At 61.9% G+C, this 21,892-nt stretch carries 22 protein-coding genes; 11 read left to right on the forward strand and 11 right to left on the reverse strand.

Annotation, left to right across the window (positions count from 1 at the left end; translation table 11 throughout):
- Positions 1–7: 7 nt before the first annotated feature.
- Complete coding sequence (gene recF, locus NKJ76_RS09720; protein ID WP_023669574.1) at positions 8–1,153, reverse strand: DNA replication/repair protein RecF; 1,146 nt, start codon at positions 1,151–1,153, stop codon at positions 8–10.
- A 58-nt stretch (positions 1,154–1,211) separates the two neighbouring features.
- Positions 1,212–2,330, reverse strand: a complete 1,119-nt coding sequence (dnaN, locus tag NKJ76_RS09725; RefSeq protein WP_352537299.1) for a DNA polymerase III subunit beta — start codon at positions 2,328–2,330, stop codon at positions 1,212–1,214.
- Between dnaN and NKJ76_RS09730 the strand changes: the two genes are divergently transcribed.
- Positions 2,329–2,604 (forward strand): hypothetical protein, encoded by a 276-nt coding sequence (locus tag NKJ76_RS09730; protein ID WP_155922476.1) that lies wholly within the window; start codon positions 2,329–2,331, stop codon positions 2,602–2,604. The two genes, dnaN and NKJ76_RS09730, sit on opposite strands and share 2 nt — an antisense overlap.
- 27 nt (positions 2,605–2,631) lie before the next feature.
- Here the strand turns inward: NKJ76_RS09730 and dnaA are convergent, their stop codons facing one another.
- The 5 genes from dnaA to NKJ76_RS09755 form a co-directional block, all read right to left on the reverse strand.
- Entirely contained in the window at positions 2,632–4,176 is a 1,545-nt protein-coding gene (gene dnaA, locus NKJ76_RS09735; RefSeq protein WP_031199295.1) for a chromosomal replication initiator protein DnaA, read from the reverse strand.
- 847 nt (positions 4,177–5,023) lie between these two features.
- Complete coding sequence (rpsT, locus tag NKJ76_RS09740; RefSeq protein ID WP_023681995.1) at positions 5,024–5,290, reverse strand: 30S ribosomal protein S20; 267 nt, start codon at positions 5,288–5,290, stop codon at positions 5,024–5,026.
- Positions 5,291–5,449: 159 nt separating this feature from the next.
- Entirely contained in the window at positions 5,450–6,223 is a 774-nt protein-coding gene (locus tag NKJ76_RS09745) for an enoyl-CoA hydratase (RefSeq protein ID WP_352537300.1), read from the reverse strand.
- A gap of 40 nt (positions 6,224–6,263) precedes the next feature.
- On the reverse strand, positions 6,264–7,154 hold the full coding sequence (mutM, locus tag NKJ76_RS09750; RefSeq protein ID WP_023831948.1) for a bifunctional DNA-formamidopyrimidine glycosylase/DNA-(apurinic or apyrimidinic site) lyase: 891 nt from the start codon (positions 7,152–7,154) through the stop codon (positions 6,264–6,266).
- Positions 7,147–8,385 (reverse strand): phosphopentomutase, encoded by a 1,239-nt coding sequence (locus NKJ76_RS09755; protein WP_352459187.1) that lies wholly within the window; start codon positions 8,383–8,385, stop codon positions 7,147–7,149. Before NKJ76_RS09755 ends, mutM begins: the two co-directional genes overlap by 8 nt.
- 175 nt (positions 8,386–8,560) lie before the next feature.
- On the opposite strand from NKJ76_RS09755, the gene NKJ76_RS09760 reads away from it, so the two are divergent.
- Positions 8,561–9,514: a PhnD/SsuA/transferrin family substrate-binding protein gene (locus tag NKJ76_RS09760; RefSeq protein WP_352537301.1), complete on the forward strand. Its 954-nt coding sequence runs from the start codon at positions 8,561–8,563 to the stop codon at positions 9,512–9,514.
- 25 nt (positions 9,515–9,539) lie between these two features.
- Here NKJ76_RS09760 and NKJ76_RS09765 read toward each other — a convergent pair whose 3' ends face one another.
- The 3 genes from NKJ76_RS09765 to NKJ76_RS09775 form a co-directional block, all read right to left on the reverse strand.
- Entirely contained in the window at positions 9,540–10,175 is a 636-nt protein-coding gene (locus NKJ76_RS09765) for a TadE/TadG family type IV pilus assembly protein (RefSeq protein ID WP_352510962.1), read from the reverse strand.
- Between the two features lie 25 nt (positions 10,176–10,200).
- Positions 10,201–10,818: a TadE/TadG family type IV pilus assembly protein gene (locus NKJ76_RS09770; RefSeq protein WP_031196259.1), complete on the reverse strand. Its 618-nt coding sequence runs from the start codon at positions 10,816–10,818 to the stop codon at positions 10,201–10,203.
- A gap of 156 nt (positions 10,819–10,974) precedes the next feature.
- The gene (locus NKJ76_RS09775) at positions 10,975–11,397 is read right to left on the reverse strand and encodes a pilus assembly protein N-terminal domain-containing protein (protein WP_023681988.1); all 423 of its coding nucleotides are present in this window, start codon (positions 11,395–11,397) and stop codon (positions 10,975–10,977) included.
- A 345-nt stretch (positions 11,398–11,742) separates the two neighbouring features.
- Between NKJ76_RS09775 and NKJ76_RS09780 the strand changes: the two genes are divergently transcribed.
- The 9 genes from NKJ76_RS09780 to NKJ76_RS09820 all read left to right on the forward strand — a co-directional run bounded on the left by NKJ76_RS09780 (position 11,743) and on the right by NKJ76_RS09820 (position 20,852).
- Positions 11,743–11,913 carry a Flp family type IVb pilin gene (locus NKJ76_RS09780; protein ID WP_023681987.1) on the forward strand — a complete coding sequence of 57 codons (171 nt, stop codon included), beginning with the start codon at positions 11,743–11,745 and terminating at the stop codon, positions 11,911–11,913.
- Positions 11,914–12,062: 149 nt separating this feature from the next.
- Entirely contained in the window at positions 12,063–12,581 is a 519-nt protein-coding gene (locus NKJ76_RS09785) for an A24 family peptidase (RefSeq protein ID WP_023703464.1), read from the forward strand.
- 205 nt (positions 12,582–12,786) lie between these two features.
- Positions 12,787–13,599 carry a Flp pilus assembly protein CpaB gene (cpaB, locus tag NKJ76_RS09790; protein WP_023681985.1) on the forward strand — a complete coding sequence of 271 codons (813 nt, stop codon included), beginning with the start codon at positions 12,787–12,789 and terminating at the stop codon, positions 13,597–13,599.
- The gene (locus tag NKJ76_RS09795; RefSeq protein ID WP_023681984.1) at positions 13,596–15,128 is read left to right on the forward strand and encodes a type II and III secretion system protein family protein; all 1,533 of its coding nucleotides are present in this window, start codon (positions 13,596–13,598) and stop codon (positions 15,126–15,128) included. The genes cpaB and NKJ76_RS09795 overlap by 4 nt, the downstream gene beginning before the upstream one ends.
- 14 nt (positions 15,129–15,142) lie before the next feature.
- Complete coding sequence (locus tag NKJ76_RS09800) at positions 15,143–15,880, forward strand: CpaD family pilus assembly protein (protein ID WP_023681983.1); 738 nt, start codon at positions 15,143–15,145, stop codon at positions 15,878–15,880.
- A 54-nt stretch (positions 15,881–15,934) separates the two neighbouring features.
- Positions 15,935–17,218: a CpaE/TadZ family protein gene (locus NKJ76_RS09805; protein WP_023681982.1), complete on the forward strand. Its 1,284-nt coding sequence runs from the start codon at positions 15,935–15,937 to the stop codon at positions 17,216–17,218.
- Between the two features lie 29 nt (positions 17,219–17,247).
- A complete protein-coding gene (locus NKJ76_RS09810) occupies positions 17,248–18,753 on the forward strand; it encodes a TadA family conjugal transfer-associated ATPase (protein ID WP_023738191.1) in 1,506 nt (501 codons plus the stop codon).
- Positions 18,754–18,782: 29 nt separating this feature from the next.
- Positions 18,783–19,796 carry a type II secretion system F family protein gene (locus tag NKJ76_RS09815; RefSeq protein WP_023703461.1) on the forward strand — a complete coding sequence of 338 codons (1,014 nt, stop codon included), beginning with the start codon at positions 18,783–18,785 and terminating at the stop codon, positions 19,794–19,796.
- Between the two features lie 39 nt (positions 19,797–19,835).
- Positions 19,836–20,852 carry a type II secretion system F family protein gene (locus NKJ76_RS09820; RefSeq protein WP_023703460.1) on the forward strand — a complete coding sequence of 339 codons (1,017 nt, stop codon included), beginning with the start codon at positions 19,836–19,838 and terminating at the stop codon, positions 20,850–20,852.
- 113 nt (positions 20,853–20,965) lie between these two features.
- On the opposite strand, the gene NKJ76_RS09825 is transcribed toward NKJ76_RS09820, so the two are convergent.
- The gene (locus NKJ76_RS09825) at positions 20,966–21,787 is read right to left on the reverse strand and encodes a tetratricopeptide repeat protein (RefSeq protein ID WP_352510958.1); all 822 of its coding nucleotides are present in this window, start codon (positions 21,785–21,787) and stop codon (positions 20,966–20,968) included.
- Between the last annotated feature and the right edge of the window lie 105 nt (positions 21,788–21,892).

Below are 21,892 nucleotides of genomic sequence, written 5' to 3' on the forward strand. Positions count from 1 at the left end.
AACCTTGTCAGGTCTCTTCGGTTGGCCCAACCGTGCCGTGGTCGACGGTGAGGAACTGCGCGCGTCCCCTCAGGCTGGAAAACAGCGCGGCGTCGGTTCCGGTCATGAAGGCCTGGCAGTTCAGCTCCTCCAGGATCGAGAACAGCGCGGCGCGCCGGCCGGCATCGAGATGCGCGGCAATCTCGTCGAGCAACAGGATCGGCGTCATCGCCGACATCTCGCCGGTCAGCCTTGCGTGCGACAACACGATGCCGACCAGCAGCGCCTTCTGCTCTCCGGTCGAGCAGAGTTCGGCCGGCATCGCCTTGGGGCGGTGGCGCACCAGTAGATCCGAACGGTGCGGGCCGTCGAGCGTGCGTCCGGCGGCGCGGTCGCGCTCGCGGCCGTCGGCAAGGGCGTCGCGATAGCGTTGCTCGACATCCACAGCGGGTGCTGAGGCGACATGGCTTTCAAGGTCGCCGAAGAGGCTGATGTCGGCTTGCGGAAACGGCCCGCTGGACGGCAACCTGTCGATCATGGCGGCCAGCAGGCGCACCAGCTCGGCGCGCGCCGCGGCAATCGCCACGCCGGTTTCGACCATTTGCATCTCGATGGCGTCGAACCATGCGCCGTCTCGCGAACCTTCCGTAAGCAATCGGTTACGTCCGCGCATCGCCTTCTCATAGTCGAGCGCGCGCTGGCCGTGGCCGGGATCGATCGCAAGCACCAGCCTGTCGAGAAAGCGCCGCCGGTCCGCGGCAGGCCCCGGGAACAGGCCGTCCATGGCCGGCGTCAGCCAGACCACGCGCAGCCATTCCAGCATGGCGTCGGCCGACCGTGCCGGCGCGCCATTAATGCGCACCTTGCGACCGCCCTCGCCGGCCGCTTCACCCCCGGTGATGCCGGTGCCGATCTCGACCTGCCCCTCCGGCCCGTCGAGCCTTGCGTGCAGCGCAAAGCCGCCATCGCCGCCTTCGCGGGCCACGTCGACATAGGGCGCCCGGCGCAGGCCGCGGCCAGGCGTCAGCAGCGAGATGGCTTCCAGGAGATTGGTCTTGCCGGCGCCATTGTCGCCGGAAAACACCACCGCGCCGGGTGAAAAGCCGATCGACAACGCCGCATAATTGCGGAAATTCGTAAGTGTGAGCTTACTTATGTGATTTTGTTCCGGCAACCGCTATCCGCCTATAGAAGTCGCCGCAATCACTATGCTGCAGTGTGCCGCAGTGCGGCTACACCCGCATCGGCATCAGCACGTAGAGCGCGGTCTCATCGGCCATGTCGTGGATCAGCGTCGGCGAGCCGGCATCGGCCAGCATGAACTTGGCTTCCGTGCCGGTGAGTTGAGCAGCGACGTCGAGCAGATATTTGGCGTTGAAGCCAATCTCGATCGGGTCGGACGAATAGTCGGCCGCCAGTTCCTCGGTGGCGCTGCCCGAATCCGGATTGTTGACGGCAAGCGTCACCTGGCCTTCGGCGATCGAAAGCTTCACCGCGCGGCCGCGCTCGGAGGAAATGGTCGAGACGCGATCGACGGCGGCGGCGAAGCTCTGGCGGTCGATGATCAGCTTCTTGTCGTTGCCGGTCGGAATGACGCGCTGGTAGTCCGGGAAAGTGCCGTCGATCAGCTTCGAGGTCAGAACCACGCTGCCGATGGTGAAGCGGATCTTGGTGTCGGACAATTCGGTGGTCACCGCGACATCGGGATCGTCGACCAGCTTCTGCAACTCGCTGACCGTCTTGCGCGGAATGATGATGCCCGGCATGCCTTCGGACCCGGCCGGAGCGTCGATCTCGGCGCGCGCCAGCCGGTGGCCGTCGGTCGCCACCGAACGCAGCTTCAGCTTGCCGCCAGTTTCATGCGTGTGCAGGTAGATGCCGTTGAGATAGTAGCGCGTCTCTTCGGTGGAGATGGCGAACTGGGTCTTTTCGATAAGGCCTCTCAGGGCGACGGAATCGAGCCGGAAGATGTGTGAGAAGGATCCCGCCGAAAGCTCCGGGAAATCGGACTGCGGCAGGCATTGCAGGCGAAAGCTCGAGCGGCCCGACGTTACCGTCATGGCGTTGCCGTCCTCGTCGGTCTTCAGCATCACTTCGGCGCCGTCGGCCAGCTTGCGCACGATGTCGTAGAGCAGGTGCGCCGGAACCGTCGTCGCCCCGCCGCGCTCGACCTTTGCCGGCGTCGCTTCGGTCACTTCGAGGTCGAGGTCGGTGGCTTTCATTTCAAGGCTGGCGCCCTCGGCGCTGAGCAGCACGTTCGACAGGATCGGTATGGTATTGCGCCGCTCGACCACGCGATGAACGTGGTTGAGCGACTTCAGGAGATTGGACCGTTCCAGGATAACACGCATGACGAAACAGGCTCGCTTGAATGAATGGACGGGTCACCAGTGGGCGGCGCCCCGCGAAAGGTCTGAACAGGCTCAGAATCTATGCAAACTGACAGGAAAAAGCCAGCAAACGCAAGTCCGGGCCACCGGTTCGCGCCGGTTAAGCGGGCTTTCTGGGGATAAAGCGGACGTTGGCCGGCAACCGATGCATGTCGCCGAAAACTGCGCAGCGGTTTTGGGACAACGACATGCATCAAAACAAGAAAATTTAAAGCGCGACGACCGAATACTCTAACCCGGCGCGCTCCGTTTGCCGCGCCGATCAGGCTTGGTCGTTGATCAGCCTGCGCAACAGTTCCAGTTCCTGCGCCAGCGTGTTGTCGACGCCGGAAAGGTCCTCGATCTTGCGCACCGCATGCAGCACCGTGGTGTGGTCGCGCCCGCCGAACCGCCGGCCGATCTCCGGCAGCGAGCGCGGCGTCAATACCTTCGACAGGTACATGGCGACCTGCCTGGGCTTCACGATGGTGCGCGTGCGCCGGTTGGACAGCAACTCGGTCTTCGACACATTGTAGTGGCGCGCCACGATGCGCTGGATGTCCTCGATGCGCACCCGCTTCGGCTCGCCAGAGCGATAGATGTGGCCGAGGATTTCGTCGATGCGGTCGATGGTGATCGCCGGCTCGAACGACTGACGAAACAGCAGCTGGTTGAACGCGCCCTCCAGCTCACGACCGCTGCCGGTCACCGTGCGGGCGACATGGTTGAGGATCTCCTCCGAAATATTGAGCGATGCATCGTCAACCTTGGCGGTGGCAAGCCGAAGTTTGAGCATGCCGATGCGCATGGCGAAGTCTGGCGCCGACATTTCCAGCGCGACACCGCCATTGAGGCGCGAGCGCACCCGCGGTTCCAGCGATTCCAGTTCCGACGGCGGCCTGTCGGCGGCAACCACCACTTGCTTGGCGCTGTCGAGCAGCATGTTGATGAGATGACAGAATTCGTGCTGGATCGACTTGCCCTGCAGGAACTGCATGTCGTCGATGATCAAGAGGTCGATGTCGCGCAGCTGTTCCTTCAGCGTCAGCGCGTTGTTGTCGCGGATCGCGGTGGCGAAGCGCCACATGAAATATTCGGCCGTCAGGTAGACGACGCGCGATTTCGGGTTCTGCTTCAAGGACTCGGCCGCGATCGCCTGCAGAAGGTGCGTCTTGCCGAGCCCGACGGTCGCATGAAGGAACAGCGGGTTGAAGCGCACCGCGCTCGACTGCGATTCCGCCACGGCTTTGGCTGCGGCGAAAGCCACCCGGTTCGACGGGCCTTCGATAAAGGAGCCGAACGTGTAGCGCGGGTCGAGCGGCGACCCCAGCACATTGTGCCGGAATTCGCTCTCGATGGGCGTGCCGGGACGAGGGGCGGGCGCCCGATCCACCCTGCCGGGGCCGACCGTGCCGGCCGCCAATGCGGTCTGCGTATGCTTGGTCATCTTGCGCGCCGGCACGACCTCGGGTTCGACGCCATTGCGGGCAGGACGGGTCGCGGTGCGCACGACCATCTCGATCTTGAGGATTTCGGGATCCTCGTGCTTCCACAGATCGGCGATGAGATCGAGATAATGGCCATTGATCCACGAGCGCAGGAAGGCCGTGGGCACCGAGATGCGTACAATGCCCCGGGAAGCCTCAGCCACCTTCATACGGCCGAACCAGCTCGAATAGACCTCGGTTCCCAGGCGCGCCTTCAACTGGGCCTTGACCCGGTCGAACTTCTGTTCCGCGTCGTTGGAAGCCGCCATATCGTGCGCTCCGACCAATGTTCCGGGAAATGGCAGGTCGCCCGTAAGCTCCCGCTCGATGCCGCTCTGCATGATTGTGCGTCCCTTTTCCTTTGTACCTTTTTTCCGCCGGGAGTGCGCCTCCTGCACCCATGTTTCCGGCGACCGTATCTTCGCTACAACACCACCGCCGCCGCCGGCGGATGACGTTGCCTCGTCAAAAAGGGATCGGTCCCGGCTGCTTAAAGCCAGTCCGTCTGACATGTTCGGGCAAAGCGGTGCTGCCCGGCGAAAACGCCGGTGCGCCATCAAGCTGCCATGTACAATTACGCCAGTCCCCTATCGTATCGAAAAGGCAAGCCATACCCGTTCGCGGAATTGATCCACGTCATGAATTCTGCCACTGTTAAGCTGGCCGATTCAGGCTGGGTTAAGGGCTAATGGCCCGTCCCTTTCGATAGATCGACATTACCGAAATCGCTGTGGATAGGGCAAGGCCACCTCTAACGGATTTTTAAGGAATCTGGTTAGTGAACAACGGTTCGGGCTCCGTGCTGGAAGCGCATATTTTGACAAAGCCATTGGGATTCAAACCCTTTTGCCGCGAATATGAAAATGGCTGTGCGGTTTGAAATTTTCTGAAATAATTCGCTTGACACCAACTTGCTGCCTGTCGCCCACAGGCGATGTGAACAAGCTGTGGATCACTTCCAGCAAGCCACTGAAAAATATCAGCAATTTGTGACAGCCAAATTTATTGGCGTGGGCCGTTTCGGCGGATTGGAATATCAGTGGGAGTGTATGTGCCGGCAAAGCATTCCGGACTCTGGAATGCGGCTCCGCATGCTTTGCGGCCGTTCTTTTTAAGTGCTTGCCGGCAAACGAAAAAACCCGGCGCGATTGGCCGGGTTTGAAAGAACGACAGTTCAGGAACGGTCAATCAGGCCGACAGCACCTTGAGGCGGTGAGCCAGACGCGACACCTTGCGCGATGCCGTATTCTTATGGATCACGCCCTTGGTCGCGGCGCGCATCAATTCCGGCTCTGCGGTCTTGAAGGCTTCCAGCGCGGCTGCCTTGTCGCCGGCAGCCAGTGCCTCTTCGACCTGGCGGACATATGTACGCACGCGCGAGCGGCGGTTCTTGTTGATCGCTGCGCGGCGGGCGATCTTGCGCGTTGCCTTTTTGGCCGAGGAGGTATTGGCCATGATGCCTCTCTTCTGATCTGGTGGGCGCATGCGGGATGCCGCAGGGCGCAAAAAACAATCGGGCAGCCAACGGCCGCCTCGGTTGGAGCGGCTTATAGTTCAGCTTTTCCGGCGCGTCAACGCCGCTTTGGCTTCTTTTTGGTCCTCGCCGCCGCCACTCTAGCGATTGGTGAAATTCGGCTTCCGCTTCTCGGCAAAGGCTGCCATCCCTTCCTTCTGGTCGTCGAGCGCAAACAGCGAGTGGAACAGCCGGCGTTCGAAGCGCAGTCCCTCCGCCAGCGTCGTCTCGTAGGCGCGGTTGACTGCCTCCTTGGCCATCATCACCGATGGCAGTGAAAACTCTGATATCCTGGCCGCGGCCTTCATCGCCTCCTCGATCAACTCGCCGGCCGGCACGACGCGCGACGCCAGGCCGCTGCGCTCAGCTTCGGCGGCATCCATCATCCGACCGGTCAGGCACATGTCCATGGCCTTCGACTTGCCGACAAAGCGGGTCAGCCGTTGCGACCCGCCCATGCCGGGAATGACGCCGAGCGTGATTTCGGGCTGGCCGAATTTCGCCGTGTCGGCGGCAATGATGAAATCGCACATCATCGCCAGTTCGCAGCCGCCGCCCAGTGCATAGCCGGCGACCGCCGCGATCATCGGCTTGCGGGTGCGGGTAAACTCTTCCCAGCCGACGAAGAAATCCTGCACATAGGCCTCGGCGTAGGTGACGGCCTGCATTTCCTTGATGTCGGCGCCCGCCGCAAAAGCCTTCTCGGAACCGGTGATGACCATGGCGCCGATGCCGGGATCGGCGTCGAACCCCTTTGCCGCCGTCAGCAAATCCTCCAGCACCTGCGCGTTCAGCGCGTTGAGCGCCTTGGGCCGGTTCAGCGTGATCAGGCCGACCTTGCCGCGCGTCTCGACGATGATGGTTTCATAGCTCATGGGCTGGCCTCCTGGTTGCGGCACTGAAGGACCGTGCAGCTTACCGCTGGCAGGTCCGGCAATAAAAGGTCGAGCGGCCGCTTTGCACGATGCGCGCGATGTGGCCGCGACAGCCGGGCGTCGGACAGGGCTCGCCTTCGCGATCGTAGACTGCGAAGGAATGCTGGAAATAGCCCAACGATCCGTCTGTGTGCACATAGTCGCGCAGCGAAGACCCGCCGGCGGCGATCGCATCGGCGATCACCGAACGGATTGCCTCGGCCAGTCGTTCGCTTTGTTCCTTGGCCTTCTTGCCGGTCCCGGCGATGGTGCCTGCCTCGCGCAATGGCGAAAGGCCAGCGCGCCACAGCGCTTCCGACACATAGATATTGCCGAGCCCGGCAATCAGCTTCTGGTCGAGCAGCGCCGCCTTCAACGGCGATCTGCGGCCCTTCAGCAGAGAGGCGAGCAGGGCGCCTTCCAGCGCATTGCCGGTCGGCTCGACGCCCAGTCCCGCCAGCATCGGATGCGCCTCGGCCAGGCCTTCCGCAAACAGCATGAAGCCGAAGCGACGCGGGTCGTTGAAGACCACGCGAGACTGGACGCCGACAGGCGACACGACATGGAACACCACATGGTCGTGCTTGGCATTCTTCGAGCGCTCTTGATGGAACGTGCCGGGCGTCTCTTTGTCATCAGCGATCTCAATGCGGAACGAGCCCGACATGCCGAGATGGCAGATCAGCACCGGGCCATCGTCCAGGTGTATGGTGAGATATTTGGCGCGGCGGCCAAGCGCGATGACCGTCTTGCCGGTCAGCCGCTGCGCAAATTTCGCCGGAAACGGAAATCTGAGATCGGGCCGGCGCGCCTCGACGCGTACGATCCGCGCGCTTTCCAGAACCGGCTGCAGGCCGCGCCGGACGGTTTCGACCTCGGGCAGTTCAGGCATGGCCGCCTATCGCCGCATGGAAGGAAGCGCCGTGGCGGCCGCGCGCCAGCTTGAGGTGTTCGGCGACCGTCTCGCCGATATCGGCGAAGGTGGTCCTGAGCCCGATGTCGCCGCCCGTGAGACCCGGTGCGATGCCGATGACCGGGATGCGTTCGCGCGTGTGGTCGGTGCCACGCCATGTCGGATCGTTGCCATGGTCGGCGGTGAGGATGAGCAGATCGCCCGGCTTCAGCTTTGCCAGTGCCTCGGGCAGCCGGCGGTCGAAGGCTTCGAGCGCCGCAGCATAGCCGGCGACGTCGCGGCGATGGCCGAACTCGGTGTCGAAGTCGACGAAATTGGCGAACACCAGGTCGCCGTCGCCGGCATCGTCCATCGCGCCCAGCGCCTTGTCGAACATTGCCATGTTGCCGGGCGCCTTGCGTACTTCCGAGATACCGCGGTGGGCGAAGATGTCGCCGATCTTGCCGACCGCGATCACCCGGCTGCCGCGCCCGGTCAAGCGGTCGAGCAGCGTCGGCTCAGGCGGCGGCACGGCGTAGTCATGGCGGTTGTAGGTGCGCTCGAACGTGGCTGATGTTTCGCCCAGGAAAGGCCGTGCGATCACCCGTCCGATCTTCAGCGGGTCGACCAGCCGGCGTACCGTCTTGCAGAACTCGTAGAGCCGCTCCAGGCCGAAATGAACTTCGTGCGCTGCTATCTGCAGGACGGAATCGACCGAGGTGTAGCAGATCGGCTGGCCGGTGCGGATATGCTCCTCGCCGAAGCGCTCGATGATCTCGGTGCCGGGTGCATGGCAGTTGCCGAGAATGCCCGGGACCTTGCCCTCGCGGATCATCGCTTCGGTCAGTTCGGCAGGGAAGGCGGGCACCTTATCGGGGAAATAGCCCCAGTCGAACCGCACGGGCAGCCCGGCGATTTCCCAGTGACCCGACGGCGTATCCTTGCCGCTCGAAATCTCCTGCGCGGCGCCGTGGAAGGCGGAGGCTGAAACGGCGGCTTTGCTGTCGAATTGGAAGCCGGTTGCGGTTTCTGCTGCGCGGCCGAGACCGAGCGAAACCATGGTGGGCACCTTCAGCGGTCCCTCGCGCAGGCCCTCGCGATCGGCGCGGGCTTCCGCGCAGGCCAGCGCGATATGTCCGAATGTGTTCGAGCCGGCGTCGCCATAGCGTTCGGCATCGGCGGCGCCGCCAATGCCGAAAGAATCGAGAACGAAGAGGAAAGCGCGTGCCATCGATGCCGTCATTGCCAGTCTGGTTGACCAGACATAAGGTCCCGTCGCGGCATTGGCAAATCGTAAACCAGGCGGCAACGGCCTGGCGCGATAGTCGCGAAGTCGGGCAGGCGTGGTGTACGCATCCTTGAGACATGCGATGCGCTTCAAGGAACGGCGTGCGGGGCATGGATCGATGAGACGGGCTGACCTCGGTTGGAGTGCACTGGCGACCACCGTAGCGCTGCTGGCCTCGCAGTTCGCCGCGCACGCCGACTGGCGCGACCAGATCGGCACGTTTCGGATCGGCATCGTTGCCGAGCCGGGCGCCGGCAACACGGTTCCGGGTCTGGCCTTGCTGACTGACGCCTACGGCAAGGCGCTCGGCATGAAGGTGGAATTCGTCGTCGCGCATGACTATGCGGCGCTGATCGAGGCACAGGCCAATGGCCGGATTCAGTACGCGGTCTATTCGGCGACCGCCTACGCCACCGCCTCGGAGCGCTGCGGCTGCGTCGAACCTCTTGTGGCGCCGGTCGATGCCGACGGTGCCACGGGGATCCGCTCCGTGCTTTTGACGCGCGACGGCAGGCTTTCCGGTCTCGCGGCCCTGGAAACGCACCGCATCGCCATGGCGCCTTCCGACAATGTCGGCGGTTCGCTTCTACCGCTCGCCGGGCTGGCGGCCGACGGCATCAAGATCAGCCAGGATGCGCCATTCCTCGCTCATGCCGGCTCGGCTGCCGCCGCAGAAACGATGCTGGTCGATGGCCAGGCCGATGCCGTGTTCGGCTGGGAGCGGGCCACGGCGGAAAACTGGACGGCGATTGCTGGCGATCAGCCGGCTGATCCGGACGGCACGACGGCGCGACTGGAGGCTGCGGGCATTCCAGAAGCCGCGCTCCAGATCATCTGGACCTCCGGCGTGCTCAGATACGGCCCTCACGCCGTCCGCAGCGATCTTGACCCCGAAGCCAAACGCCGACTGACGGTCTTCCTCACCAATCTCAGATCGCAGTCGCCGGAAATCTACGATTTCGTGGAATCGAAACATTCGGGAGGGTTCACGCTCGCCGCTGCGAGTGACTATGCGATGGCCGCTTCCATCGTGCGCCTGGTGTCGGGCAGCACGGACAGCAGCGCGCAATGACCCGGGTTGAATGGGTAGAACTGCTTCAGCAATTGCTGCAGGGGATCGAGGTGGCCCGGCGCGGCCTGAGATAGTAGGTTTCGCTCATCGTTATTTTGCCTTCGTTGAAGGCCGAGATAAATCCGAGCGGCTTTTCGGCGCTTTCCGACCAGGAGATGATCGGTTCATATTTGAGAGTGGTTTTGACACGAATAAGGAAAGTCCCCGCAACGTTGAGCGTCGCCGGAACAGTTGTGGAGCTTGTCGGGTTGGAGTCGCGGCTCGTGACCCCATTCAGCACGCGCCAGGACCACGCCACCTTCGCCTTCGGTGTCGGGTTGCCCGGATCGGCTTCGATGTCGATTGCTGTGATGAAGATATCGGCGACTGAGCGGTTATAAGGCTGAAGGCTGGAGTTTCCGATCTTCATAATGTCGGTGAGATCTGCATTGACCACCGACGTTTGCTGCGTGACGAGGTCGGCAACCATGGAGCTGATGCGGCTGACCTTCTTGCTGGCCTCGATGGCTTGCGAGGCCTCCATGGTAACGAAATACATGATCAGCAGGACGGGCACGATGAGGGCAAACTCGACCGCCGCTATGCCCCGACGATCGGCACAAAACCGCGCCGCTCTCTTCCAGATAACCGATATCCCCGGATGTGCCCCCGCACGAAACATGCCCTTTTCCTTTGCTACACGTGCCTCAGTTGTCGAATGGCTCGTTTTGCCACGTTGCCGTTGCGTAATGCAGCGTCTTGCCGCCATCCATATTCGACATGTATTGAGCCATGAAATCGGTCATGACCGGCCAAGGGTAGAAAACCCGCAGCATGTTCTTTGATTCTGCCGGACCTATTGTGGGGGTCCCGAAAGCCGGGTCCTTGCCTGTATCCGGATCCTTGCCCGTCAGCGTGATGGTCGAGCCGGAAATCTTGAAACCCGCACTGGCTGCCCCGGCAAAGGTCTTGAACGGGCGCAGATCAACCAGCAAGCCGGGGCAACCCTTGGCGACAATGATCTCGAGTCTGGCGCAGACCCTACCCTTTAGCTTCTCTTCCGTCACATCGGCTTGCCTCAACTGGCCAGTACGCAATTGACGGGCGATATCATCGGTGATGTTGGCCATCACCTCCTGTCCGGCAAATGAAATGCAGCTCTCGAGGATGGCGAAGACGAGAGCCGCAAACGGTAACGCAAGCATGGCGAATTCTATCGCCGTGCCGCCGCGCCGATCACCAAGGAAACGACGGGCAAACGTCACGCGCCCTGCCTTGGCCTTGCAGATCTTGCGTCTTGAATCCTCGTCCAAAACGTCGCCCATATCCCGTTCCTGCCGATCCTGATGCGGTACCGTCAGCACCACTATCAAGAACCCATTTAGCTCCGGTTTGAATGACCGTTAAATTCGACCAGGCGACATTAACCGGCCGCTAACCGACGCGGCTCTCCCCCCAGACAATCAAGTCACCTGAGGCGCTTACTGCCCAGCGCTCATCTCGGCCTCGGACGACTTTTCCGAGTCGCTCTTGTACGAACTTTCGCAATATGGCGTGCAGGACATGGTCTGGACCGAGGCGCGCCTGTAGATACGCACCGACGACGCGTCCTGGCGCACTACGGTCACCTGCTCGTCGACGATCGGGCTGCCATCGTGGTCGAGGACAACCAGATTGGTCACGCCGAACCCCTTGCCCGTCAGCACGATCGTCGATGCATCCTGGACGGAGGCGTCGGCGATCGCCGGATTGCCGACGACGATGGTGTCGGCGGGGCGTGTCAGTTTGACGATCTTGGCCTGGTTCATCGTCACTTCAATGCCGGCTCCGGCCTTGGCCGGCAGCACGAAAGCCGGGACGGCGAGAAGCGCGACAAGCAGGAATGACGATTTCATGGCGGTCATCAAGGCGCTCCACAGCGGCAAAACTTGTTCACGGAACATGAAGGAGATTGGTGAACCAACGGTTAAACCCTTGACCGGCGCCGGGTATTCGCTCCAATCTTGCTGCCAGCTGATATAACAATGCGTCCTGCCGATAGCCGTGAAATTACAGCTTTTCACGGGCAGGCGAGCTACTGTCCAGCGTTTAGTTTACGGTTAACCACGCAAGCTGTTCGAAGCGGGAAAGGAATCGGTAAGGCTGTTTATTAAGCCGATTGAAAGAGCTTCTCCGTAGATTAGCAGCATCCGATCAACCACCACAGAAGTTGACGGAAGTGCTGTAACACGTGGAGTAGGAGCTCTCGAATGTCTAATCTCATCGCACGTTTCGCGAAGGACGAATCCGGCGCGACCGCTATCGAATACGGTCTGATCGCCGCTCTCATCGCGCTTGCCATCATTTTTGGCGCTGGTCAGCTCGGCAACGCCCTGAACAACAAGTTCATCGCCATCGCCGGTAAGGTGAGTGGTTCGTAATACCCTGGTTGCCTTAGAGATAGGGGCCGCCTGACTGGCGGCCCTTATTTCATCGCGTCGGGTGGTTTTGAGTAACCCAGTCTCATCGATCGTTAATCATATATGTCTAGGCTGAGGCTGGATACAGTTGGCAACAGGGTGTCGCGCCCATGCTCGAAGCGTTGATCTTCGTCATCTTTCCTTTTTGCATGCTCTTCGCCGCGATCTCCGACATGCTGTCGATGACGATCGCCAACCGCGTACCGGTGCTGCTGCTGGCGGTGTTTGCGCTGGTTGCGCCGCTGACGGCCATGGACTGGGCAACCTATGGCTGGCATTTCGCCGCCGGCGGCCTGGTGCTGGCCGTGACGTTCGGTCTGTTTGCACTCGGCGGCATGGGTGGCGGCGACGCCAAGCTGCTCGCCGGCACCGCCGTCTGGATGGGGTTCAACATTCACCTTGTCGAGTATCTCGTGATATCGACGTTCATCGGCGGACTGCTGACGCTCGCCATCCTTCTCTACCGGAAATCGCCGCTGGCGATTTACACCAGCCACAATCTATTCCTGCGCCATTTCGCCGACGACACGACTGGCGTTCCCTACGGCATTGCACTCGGCATTGGCGGGCTGCTGACCTATCCGGATTCACCCCTGATGGTTTGGGCACTGGCAAAGCTGGCGAACTGAAACAGCAAGCAACCTTTGCCGCTCCGACATCGGTCTGAAAAGAGGCCGCTGGTCGCCCTTTCTGTCGTCCGAGCACGGGTCCGTCCAATTTATATAAACCTTAAATTAATCACGATCGTAAGCATTGCATTAACCTTGTTTTGACGATTGCCGCTGCAAAGTCCGGCCTGGCTAGGTGGTTGCCTAAAGGCGAGGGTTCGGACAGATGCCAGCATCCCGACTGATTATTCTGGGCGTGGCGGTGGCTGCGGCGGGTGGTGCAGGTTATGTTGCCAAGAATATGGTGGCGGTCCCGCCCCAGCAGGTCGTCGCCGATGCCCCGCAGGCGCCGGCCATTGCCTTGCAGGATGTGCTCGTGCTTTCCGGCGACGTGCCGATGGGCAGCCCACTTGAGAACAATCTCAGCTGGGAGTCCTGGCCGTCCGATGGCATCAATGCGAATTTCATCACCCGTGCCGCCGAACCCGAAGCGCGGGAGAAACTGAAGGGCTCCGTCGCCCGCATGGCGATGTACACCGGTGAGCCGCTGCGGCGCTCCAAGCTGATCGGCGAGGGGCAAAGCTTCATGTCTTCGATCCTGCCCACCGGCATGCGTGCCGTCGCCACCGCGATCTCGGCTGACACGTCGGCAGGCGGGTTCATCCTGCCCAACGATTTTGTCGACGTCATCATGACCCGCAGATCCGACACCGGCAACGGCGGCAGCGGATTCACCACCGAGACCATCCTCAAGAACATCCGCGTCCTGGCGATCGATCAGACCATCCAGGAGGACGAGGAAGGCAAGAAGACCAGGGTCGGACAGACGGCGACGCTGGAGCTGACGCCGCAGCAGGCCGAGATCATAACCGTCGCCCAGCAGATGGCCGATCGCCTGACGCTGGCGCTGCGCTCGATCACCGACAACAAGGAAAAGGGTACCGATGAAGCCGACTACCTCGTTTCCGGCAGTGGGCGGCGCGGAACGGTGCGGTTGATCAAATCGGGCGAAGTTTCCGAAGTAGGGGCAAGGAAATGAGGTTAGTCGCTAAACTGCCGGTCACCATGGCTGCAGCCGTCGGCCTGCTTTTCCTCGGAGCCCATGCAAGTGGCCTCGGCGACGCCAAGGCCGCCGGAAAGAGCGTCGGGGTCACGGCCTCGACCGCCACGCAACGTGTCAAGCTCGGCCTCAACAAATCGGTCGTCATCGATCTGCCGAGCGACGCCTACGACATCCTTGTCGCCAATCCCGCGGTCGCCGATGCGGTGACCCGCACCGCAAGGCGCATCTATCTGTTCGGCAAGTCGGTGGGCGAAACCAACATCTTCGTCTTCGGTCCCAATGGCGAGCAGATTGCCAGCCTGGATCTGGCCGTCGAACGCGACGTCGCCGGATTGGAAGACTACCTCAAGCGCTTCCTTCCGAATGCCGAGATCAAGGTCGAATTGCTGAACGACAACGTCGTCCTGACCGGGACGGTGGATACGCCGCTCGATGCCAAGCGCGCCGTCGATCTGGCAACCATCTTCGTGTCCGGAGGTGAAGCGACGACGGGCCAGTATTCGCAGACCGCGGCCGGCGGCAATGCCAATGGCGGCGTCGACATCAACAACCCGGATGCCGAACGCCGGGTCTCGAAGATCGTCAACCTGCTACAGATCATCGGCGACGACCAGGTGACGCTGAAGGTGACCGTGGCCGAAGTCAGCCGCTCGGTGATGAAGCAGCTCGGCGTCAACATGGTTGGCAGCGGCAGCATGGACGGCATCGCTTACGGTGCGCTGAGTTCGCCCAACTACGGTTTGGGAAAGCCGCTTTCGCAGAATTCAGGCTTTAACTTGGGCGGCAGTGGCCTCAAAGCCTACATCAATGCCATGGAGCAAAGCGGCGTCATGAAGACGCTTGCAGAACCGACCCTCACCGCGGTTTCGGGCGAGAAGGCAACGTTCAGGGTCGGCGGCGAATTCAATCTCATCACGGCACGTACGAACAACGTTTCGACCGACAACCAGACCGGCCAGGTCACCTACACCAACGAAAAGCTGGAATACGGCATAGGCCTCGAGTTCCAGCCCGTTGTGCTGTCGGCGGGTCGGATCAGCCTCAAGGTCAGAACATCGGTTTCGGAGCCGACCTCGGAAGGTGCTACCACCCTGGAAGGCGGCGGCAGCTTGCCCGGCCTGACGCTTCTGTCGATCCGCAAGAGACTTGCCGACACCACCGTCGAATTGCCGTCGGGCGGTTCGATGATGATTGCCGGCCTCGTTCGCGACGACGTCCGCCAGGCTGTATCGGGCTTGCCCGGCCTGACCAAGATCCCGGTGCTCGGCACGCTATTCCGCAGCCGCGATTTCGTCCGCAATGAAACTGAACTGGTCATCATCATCACGCCTTATCTGGCTCGGCCGGTGGCGCGCAACGACCTGGCTAAGCCGGACGACAATTTCAATGCCGCCGGCGATGGTCCGGCCATGTTCCTTGGCCGCGTCAACCGCGTCTACGGCACCATGCAGACCGACAAGCCCAACGGCCGCTACCACGGCGTTGTCGGCTTCATCTACAAGTAAGCGGGGAAGCGGACATGTCTCAGTCAGCATCAAAGGTACTGGCGATTGCCGCAACGGCATGGTCTGGCCGTGGCCGGATCCGCCGATCGGCAATGCCGATCCTGGCGGTCGCGATCGCCGCCTCGCTTGCCGGTTGCGCTAAGCGCGACAGCATCACGGTTGGGGCGATTCCCGATGATTATCGCACCACGCATCCGATCGTAATTGCTGAGAAGAATCAGAAGCTCGACCTCCCGGTCGGCGCCGGCGATCGCGGCATGACCGGCTCGCAGCGCGACACGCTTCTGGGCTTCCTCGACGGTTACGACAAGAGCGCTGCCCCGGCGCTGACGATCGCAACCCCGATCGGCTCGGCTAATGAGGTCGCGGCGACTGCCGCGGCGCGCGATTTCGCAAGGCTGGCGGTTGCCAGCGGCATCAAGCTAAACCGGATCGTGGTGACCTCCTACCAGTCGGTTTCCCCGGAAGCGTCGGCGCCTATCCGCGTTTCCTATATTTCGGTGAGAGCCCAGACCGACAAATGCGGGCGCTGGCCCGAAGACATCCTCGAAACCTCCGAAAACAAGCACTACGCCGATTACGGCTGCTCGTCTCAAAACAACCTCGCCGCGCAACTCGCCAATCCGACCGATCTGCTCGGGCCAAGAAAGTCGTCCGACATCGACGCCGAGAACCGCGGCGCGGTGATCGACGTCTACCGCGGCAGAGGTATTTCGGACGAGTTCCTCGGCAATTCGGAAGTGACGTACTAGGAGCGCCGGTCCCGCGTAGAGACCGGAAGAGAAGTCACGGAAAAGAGCATGACAATGAGCAATCTTGCCTACGATACGCCCGTAGACGGCGGCGACAGCTCGCAATTGGATATTGCCGCGATGCAGGCGCTGCGGCCGGTTCCGCGTATTTCCATCCAGGCATTTTGCGAGACGGAAGGTGTCGCGCATCCGGTGGAGCGGGCCGGCGAGGATCGCCGCATGGCCAAGGCGCATCTGAAAGTGCATATGGGCGGCATCGCCACGGCGATCGAATTCTACCAATCCGCGCCGACGCCGAACCTCATCCTTCTGGAGTCGCGCAGCGAACCGAAGCAGTTGCTGGAGCAGCTTGCCCAGCTTTCAGAATATTGCGATCCCTCCTCTAAAGTCGTGGTGATCGGCCACTACAACGATGTCGGTCTTTACCGCGAACTCATCCGCTTCGGTATTTCCGAATACGTCATCGCGCCCGTGTCGATGGCCGATATTGTCTCGGTGGTTTCGTCGATCTTCGTCGATCCGGAAGCCGAGCCGATCGGCCGCTCGATCGCCTTCGTCGGCGCCAAGGGTGGCGTCGGCTCCTCGACCATCGCCCACAATGTGGCGTGGGCGATGTCATCGCTGTTCAAGTCGGAAGTGGTCGTCGCCGATCTCGACCTGGCTTTCGGGACGGCCAACATAAACTTCGACCAGGACCCTGCGCAAGGCATCGCCGAGGCCGTGTTTTCGCCCGAACGCGTCGACGAGGTTTATCTCGACCGTCTGCTTGCCCAGTGCGCCGAACATCTGTCGCTGCTCGCCGCGCCCTCCACCCTCGAACGTGTCTATGATTTCGATCCCGATGCCTTCACGCAACTCATCGATACCGCCCAGCGCAGCGTGCCGCTGCTGGTGCTCGACGTCCCCCATATCTGGACGGGCTGGACCAAGAACACACTGATCAAGGCCGACGAGATCGTCATCACTGCGACGCCGGAATTGGCCAATCTGCGCAACACCAAGAATCTGGTCGATATGCTGACGCGGCTTCGCCCGAACGATCCGCCGCCGAAACTGATCATCAATCAGGCCGGCGTGCCGAAAAGGCCCGAGATTTCCGCTTCCGACTTCGCCGAGCCGCTCAGCCTCACGCCGATGTCGGTCATCGCCTTCGACCCGTTGTTGTTTGGAAATGCCGCGAACAACGGCCGCATGCTGGGCGAGATGGATCCCAAGAGCCCGGTCGTCGGCATGATCAACGAAATCGCGCACGTGCTGACCGGTCGCAGCGAAATCAAGGCCAGGAAGAAGGCAGGCCTTGGCGGCCTCCTCGGTAAGCTCTCGCGTAACAAGAAATGACGCTTCTCAAGCGAAATTGGTAGTCGATCATGTTTGGAAAAAGAGGCTCCGACGACGGCGGCCGGTTCACCCCGGAGTTCCGTCAGCCAGCGTCAGCGGCGCCGGCTGCTGCAACGCCTGCGGACATGGCGGTACTTGCCCGACCCCCGGCAGCGCCGCCGCCGGGAGCGCTGGCAACGCCGCCAACTCGCCGTGCCGTTGAGGCGCCGTCGATGGCGCCGGAGCCGCCAAAAAAGATCCAGCGCGAAAAAAGCGAAACCTACTACGACACCAAGAGCCAGGTCTTCTCCGCGCTCATCGACACCATTGACCTGTCGCAACTTGCGAAACTCGATCCCGAGAGCGCGCGCGAGGAAATCCGCGATATCGTCAACGACATCATCGCCATCAAAAATTTCGCAATGTCGATCGCCGAGCAGGAAGAGTTGCTCGACGACATCTGCAACGATGTGCTAGGCTACGGGCCGCTGGAGCCGCTGCTCGCCCGCGACGATATCGCCGACATCATGGTCAACGGCTCCAAGAACGTCTACATCGAAGTCAACGGCAAGGTCGAACAGACCGGCATCCGCTTCCGCGACAATCAGCAGCTGCTCAACATCTGCCAGCGCATCGTCAGCCAGGTTGGCCGCCGCGTCGACGAATCGAGCCCGATCTGTGACGCTCGTCTTCCTGACGGGTCTCGCGTCAACGTGATCGCGCCGCCGCTCTCCATCGACGGCACCGCGCTCACCATCCGCAAGTTCAAGAAGGACAAGCTGACGCTCGATCAGCTGGTCAAGTTCGGCGCCATCTCGCCGCAGGGCGCCGAGATACTCAAGATTATCGGCCGCGTCCGCTGCAACATCGTCATCTCCGGCGGTACCGGCTCCGGCAAGACGACGCTGCTCAACTGCTTGACCAACTATATCGACCGCGAGGAACGCGTCATCACCTGCGAGGACTCGGCCGAACTGCAACTGCAGCAGCCGCACGTGGTACGTCTCGAAACCCGCCCGCCCAATCTCGAGGGCGAAGGCGAGGTGACCATGCGCGACCTGGTCAAGAACTGCTTGCGCATGCGGCCCGAACGCATCATCGTCGGCGAAGTGCGCGGACCGGAGGTTTTCGACCTGCTGCAGGCGATGAACACCGGCCATGACGGGTCGATGGGAACGATCCACTCCAACAGCCCGCGCGAATGCCTGAACCGTATCGAATCGATGATCGCCATGGGCGGCTATTCGCTGCCGCAGAAGACCGTGCGTGAAATCGTCGTCGGCTCCGTCGATGTCATCATCCAGGCAGCACGCCTTCGCGACGGCTCGCGCCGCATCACCCACATCACCGAGGTGATCGGCATGGAAGGTGACGTCATCATCACGCAGGACATCGTGCTCTACAACATCAAGGGCGAGGACTCGAACGGAAGGCTGCTTGGCGAGCATGTGTCGACCGGCATCGGCCGTCCGCATTTCTGGGATCGCGCCCGCTACTATGGCGAGGAACAGCGCCTCGCCAATGCTCTGGAATCGATGGAGAAACGCGCTGACTAACGCATATCGAGGCGTGGGGACTGAGGTCGATGTTCGGAATTGATACCACCGTACTGGCGTTCATCGTGCTCGCCGGCTTCAGCGCCGGTGCGGTCGCCTATGCCTTCCTGTTCACCAAGATGAGCAACGAGAAGCAGGCCGGCAAGCGGCTCGAGACGATCAAGGCCGCCGAGACCGATCGTTCGGTCGTCAAGGCTTCGCGCGACCGTGTCGCGGAGGCGGTCAAGCGGCGTAAATCTGTCCAGGACACGCTGAAACAGCTCGACGAAAAGCAGAAAACCAACGAACTCGCCGTCAAGAAGCCGCCGTTGAAGGCCCAGATTCGTCAGGCCGGCATGCAGGTCTCGATCGAGCGTTTCTATATCTACTCCGTCATTTGCGGCATCGCGCTGACGGTGCTCGCCTATCTCGCCGGCGCGCCGCTACTTGTCCTGCCGGGTACGCTTCTGGCCGGCGCGCTCGGCCTGCCGCGCTGGTTCGTCTCGTTTCGCCGCGCGCGCCGGGTCAAGGCGTTCCTCAACGAATTTCCCAACTCCCTCGACATCATCGTGCGCGCCGTCAAATCCGGCCTGCCGCTCAACGACGCCATTCGCCTGATCGCCAATGAATCGCCGGAGCCGGTCAAGACCGAGTTCCGCCGGATCGTCGATTCGCAGCAGGTTGGCATGTCCATCCCCGACGCCACCTTGCGCATGGCTGAGACCATGCCGTGCAGCGAGGCAAGTTTCTTCGGAATCGTTATCCAGATCCAGTCACAGGCCGGCGGTAATCTCTCCGAGGCGCTAGGCAACCTTTCGCGCGTGCTTCGCGATCGCAAGAAAATGAAGGCCAAGGTCCAGGCGCTGTCCATGGAAGCGAAGGCGTCGGCCGTCATCATCGGCGCGCTGCCTATTGTCGTCGCCCTTCTCGTCTATCTGTCGAGCCCGAACTACATCATGCCGCTGTTCACCACCAGCACCGGCAATCTGATCCTTGGCTGTTCCGGCGTGTGGATGTCGATCGGCATTCTGGTGATGCGCAAGATGATGAACTTTGAAGTTTAGGCCCACCTTGGAAAGCTCGAACGAAAAGACTGAAAACGGATGACCGACCAAGTCGTAAAATCGCTGACCGATCCTGCCTTCCTGATCGCATTGCTGGTCGGCGTTGCGGTGTTCGCGACCGTCTTCACGTTGCTGCCGGCGCTTGGCGGCAATCAGCTCAAGGCGCGCATGAAATCGGTGGCGCTGGAGCGTGACGAATTGCGCGCCAAGCAGCGCTCGCGGCTTGCCAACGAAGCCGATCGCCGCCGCAAGGGGCTGCGCGAAGAGCAGTCGATCGGCATGCGCAACATCGTCGACAGGCTCGACCTGCGGCGTGCGTTGGCCGATGAGGGCACGTTGCAGAAGCTCAAGGTGGCGGGCTTTCGTGGCCAAAACCCGCTGACGCGCTTCCTGTTTTTCCGCCTGATCCTGCCGTTTGTGGGTTTCGCGCTGGCAGCGATCTATCTGTTCGTGCTCGGCGGACTGCCTGACCGGCCGGCCTTCGCGAAACTGTTCGTCTGCATTCTCGTCGCCTACGCCGGCTTCTACGCGCCGATCCTTTACGTCAACAATCGTGCCGCCAAGCGCAAGCAGTCGATCCAGGCGGCGTGGCCGGATGCGCTCGACCTGATGCTGATCTGCGTAGAGTCGGGCATGTCGGTCGAGGCTGCCTTGCGCAAGGTCTCCGAGGAGATCGGTTCGCAATCGGTGGCGCTGGCGGAGGAATTCGTGCTGACCAATGCCGAACTCTCTTACCTGCAGGAACGCAAGCAGGCTTATGAAAACCTGTCGGCTCGTACCGGCCTGGAATCGGTGAAGTCAGTGTCCCAGGCACTGGTCCAGGCGGAACGCTACGGCACACCCGTGGCGCACGCATTGCGCGTGCTGGCCGCGGAAAGCCGCGACATGCGCATGAATGCAGCCGAGAAGAAGGCCGCCGCCCTGCCGCCGAAGCTTACCGTGCCGATGATCCTGTTCTTCCTGCCGGTTTTGTTCGCCATCATTCTGGGCCCAGCCGGCATTCAGGTCAGCCAGCGCGGCATCTTCGGCGACCAGCACAATTCCTCAAGCCAGTAGGCCTCGTTGCAGCCATACAAAGAGCCGCACTGCCAATGCAGTGCGGCTCTTGGTTTTCAGCGTTGATGCGTGGACGGATTTTGCGCTGTGCGGAGCCGGCGCCCATGCGGCGCTCAGTTGGTCGCCGCCTTTGCCTTGTCCTGATCCTTGAGCTGGCTCCAGGCGTTCTGCTGGGCAAGCATCTGGCGAAGATAGGCTACATTGGCTTGCGCCTGTTCCGGCGAAAGCTCCTGCGAGGCGATCTTCTCGGCCTCGTCGAAGCGGCCCTGCAGTCCCACGACCAGCGCAAGGTTCTGGCGCACCCGGCTGTCGGCATTCGGTTGCTGGGCTGCCGAGCGCATATAGGTCTCGGCGGTGCGCAGATCGCCTTCCAGCACATAGGACATGCCGAGATTGGAAAGGATCGAGGGTTCGTTCGGCTTGAGGTCCAGCGCCTTGCGGTAGTTCTGGCGCGCTTCATCCTTCTGGCCAAGCTGGTCGAGAATGGCGGCCTCGGCCGACATCAGCCGCCAGTCCGGATATTCCGGCGTCTGCGCCCGGCGCACGGCGTCGAGCGCCGGCTCGAACTGGCCGTTGGCGGCCAGCGCCTTGCCGTAGGCGGCAAGCACGTCGCGATCCTTGGGGTAGGCGATCGCCAGCTTGCGCATCACGGCAAGCGACTGGTCGGCATCGCCGTCCATCTGGAGCGCCGCCGCAAAATTTGTCGCCAGCCGCTTGTCGTTGGGGTTCTTTGCGTAGGATTCGCCGAGCCGCCCGGTCGCCCCGTGCAACTCGCTGGCCGACATGGTTTCCAGCGGTTTGCCGCTGGTGCGCCCGATCGAGCCGGTCGTGAGCTTGCTGGTTCCGCACCCCGCAGCACCGGCCGCCAGCGCCATCAGCAGCGCTGTGGTGACCAACCGTTTGCCCGTGACGTTCATCCTTCGGCTGGTGGGCATCGGCACGGGGCTCTCCATTCTGGGCGTGGCCATTCACGTGGCCATCTTCATCCCTGCAGAAATATTCTGTTAACCCTAACGGACAGTTAAAAAGCGAGCCGTCGG

It is taken from the genome of Mesorhizobium sp. M0029 (assembly GCF_040323735.1).
Taxonomy (GTDB): Bacteria; Pseudomonadota; Alphaproteobacteria; order Rhizobiales; family Rhizobiaceae; genus Mesorhizobium.